General features: G+C 64.8%; 2 protein-coding genes and 1 pseudogene. 1 reads left to right on the top strand and 2 read right to left on the bottom strand.

Annotation, left to right across the window (positions count from 1 at the left end):
* The first annotated feature begins 340 nt into the window (after positions 1 to 340).
* Positions 341 to 1,153, top strand: a complete 813-nt coding sequence (locus ACFHWY_RS28180; RefSeq protein ID WP_416583273.1) for an SDR family oxidoreductase — start codon at positions 341 to 343, stop codon at positions 1,151 to 1,153.
* A gap of 236 nt (positions 1,154 to 1,389) precedes the next feature.
* On the opposite strand, the pseudogene ACFHWY_RS28185 reads toward ACFHWY_RS28180, so the two are convergent.
* Both ACFHWY_RS28185 and ACFHWY_RS28190 read right to left on the bottom strand, forming a co-directional pair.
* Positions 1,390 to 1,629: pseudogene (locus tag ACFHWY_RS28185) on the bottom strand (IS110 family transposase); the annotation flags it as partial.
* Between the two features lie 275 nt (positions 1,630 to 1,904).
* Positions 1,905 to 2,429 (bottom strand): NUDIX hydrolase, encoded by a 525-nt coding sequence (locus tag ACFHWY_RS28190; protein WP_416583274.1) that lies wholly within the window; start codon positions 2,427 to 2,429, stop codon positions 1,905 to 1,907.
* Positions 2,430 to 2,555 lie beyond the last annotated feature (126 nt).

Below are 2,555 nucleotides of genomic sequence, written 5' to 3' on the forward strand. Positions count from 1 at the left end.
CCTGCACCTGACCCACTTCGAATACAAATACCTACCGGAAAGTCGCTGAGATCACTTCACTAATCCCTTATATTTGGTAGCGTTGCTTCTCTGCATCGAGACCAGATCTGATGGAGATGCTTGCTGTGTTTCGTCTGGAGGGAGCGCCCGAGCGGGCTGAACCATCGACATCGGCACTGACAGAGACCAGGGCGGCAAGGTTGATCCAGAAGGACACTTCGGAGCAGATCGCGACCAGCCAAAGCCACACAGGCCACTACCTGCGTGCCGCGCTCTCCCGCTGATGTGAGCGGCGAGCACCACTATTCCGAGATACTGGGAGGATTTTGTGACGATTCTAGTGACCGGCGCCACCGGCAACGTCGGCAAGGAGGTGGTGAAGCATCTCCTTGCGGCCGGGGCACAGGTCCGCGCGCTGACACGCAATCCGGACACGGCTTCGTTTCCACCGGAAGTCGAAGTCGCGCAAGGTGACCTGCTGAAGCCGGAAACTGTCCAGCCAGCTTTGGCCGGTGTCACGGCAATGCACCTATTTGCCGTGCCAGAGACCGCGGCACAGGTCGTCGAGCTGGCGAAACAAGCCGGTGTCCGGCGAATCGTGGTGCTGTCCTCGGACGCCGTGACGGACAATCACGATGACGGGTACCACCTGGTCGTCGAGAAGGCGGTGGAGAACTCCGGCCTGGATTGGACTCACGTGCGGCCTGGCGAGTTCGCGTTGAACAAGCGTGACAGCTGGTCGGAGCCGATCCGCCAGGGCCACGTTCGGCTGGCCTTCCCGGACGCCAAGGGCATGCCGGTACACGAGACCGACATTGGCGCGGTGGCCGCGGCGGCGCTGATGAACGACGGTCACGCCGGCAAGATCTACCGCCCGACCGCGCCCGAAGCCACCACCCAACGCGAGCAGGTCATGGCGATCGCCGACGTCGTCGGCAAACCAATCACGATCGAGGTGATCACCCCCGAGCAGGAGAAGGAGGAGATGCTGCAGGTCGGCTGGCCGGTCGAGGTGATCGACTACCTTCACTCGTACTTCAAGAAGTGGACGGATCAGCCGCCTGAGGCGCGGCCGGACGTGGCCGAGGCTACCGGCAAACGGGCGCATACACTCGCTGAGTGGGCTGCCGACCACGCCGACGACTTCAGGTAGGCCAGCTTCGGTTATCGGGCCAGGTCCTCGAGTATGTTGACCAGCTCCGCCATGCACGGCCGTCCGCAGTGCGGCGGCGCTCTCCTGGTAGCCAGCAAGTTCACCAGTCCCTCCACCGTTGTCAGGAGGATGTCCCGCTCGGCTTCGTCGCCGGGCAGGTGGACGGCCGCTCCCGTGGCAGCCAGCCGGGATCCGGTCGTCGCCTGCTCGGTGGCGAAGGTGACCTCCAGTTGCGGCACCAGGCCGTGCGCACCGAGTTGGGCAAGCCAGGTCGCGTCCGGGACATCGGTCTTGCTACCCGGCAGCGTCTTCACGTGCCGGGCGTTGACCAGCATGACTTCGAAGCCGGCGTCCTCGAGCAGGTAGTAGGACGGCTTCCAATAGTCACTGGTCGCCTCCATCACCACGCAGGTCACCTGCTGGTCGATCAGGTGGTCACGCAACGCGAGGATCTGGCTGGTCATCCACCCCCAGGTCGCACGGGCGTTTCAAAATTATGATGTTTTTTGAGTCGGGTCAGCACAGATCAGCCAACCGCAAAGCGGAAAAGAAGTCACAAACCAGCCTCTTACATCATCCTCCTATCAGGCCGGTGACACCGCAAACCTCCAGGTCAAAACCACCCTCAGGTGACTACGCAAAGCCCCTGTACCTCGAACCGCAAAGGCCGGCCGGTGCGAGATTCGGGGCGAAAGGGCGCGGTCCACACCGATCGAATGGTCCGCCGGTCTACCGGTTCAACGGATCGACGTCAGCCGAACGTGAGCAGGTGCAGCAGCGCGGCCAGGGTGGTCGCCTCGACCACGGCACCGGCCGCGACCAGCCTTCGCACCTCTGGCCGCGGCACCCAGACCACCCGGTCGGCCTCCCAGAAATCCACGGGTGGGCCGAGGTAGCTCGCCGCCTCGGCCCGGAACACGTGATGCCGCACGGTAAGCAGACCGGCCATCGGTTGCAGGCACACCAGCGGTTGCAGCATCCCCTCCGGCCGCCACCCGGTCTCCTCCGCCGTCTCCCGCCGAGCCGCCGCGACGGGCTCCTCCCCCGGCTCGACGGCGCCACCCGGAAGTTCCCAGCCCCAGGTGTTCGTGATGAACCGGTGCCGCCACAGCAGCAGGATCCGGTCCCGGTCCACGACCACGGCGAACGCGGCGTCCGGTCGACGGATGACCCGGTGGTCCAGATGGACGCCGTTCGGCAGCACGACGTCCGCACGCTGCAGGTGCAACCACCGATCACGGTAGATCGTCCGCTCCGACTCGACGTGCCAACGCATCTTCGCCCCTTCCCGACGACAACGCCGAGGCCCGCCCGGGCCCGCGCGTCGGTGGGGCGGCCCGGCCAGGGCCATTGCGTAAAACCGGTGACGTTACGTGACTGCGTCGATGAGTTGGGTTGATCG

The organism is Micromonospora sp. LOL_024, from assembly GCF_048060415.1.
Classification (GTDB): Bacteria; Actinomycetota; Actinomycetes; order Mycobacteriales; family Micromonosporaceae; genus Micromonospora.

Excerpts from the sequence above, each read along its gene's own strand:
- ACFHWY_RS28190 (WP_416583274.1), bottom strand. The coding sequence starts at position 2,429 with ATGCGTTGGCACGTCGAGTCGGAGCGGACGATCTACCGTGATCGGTGG.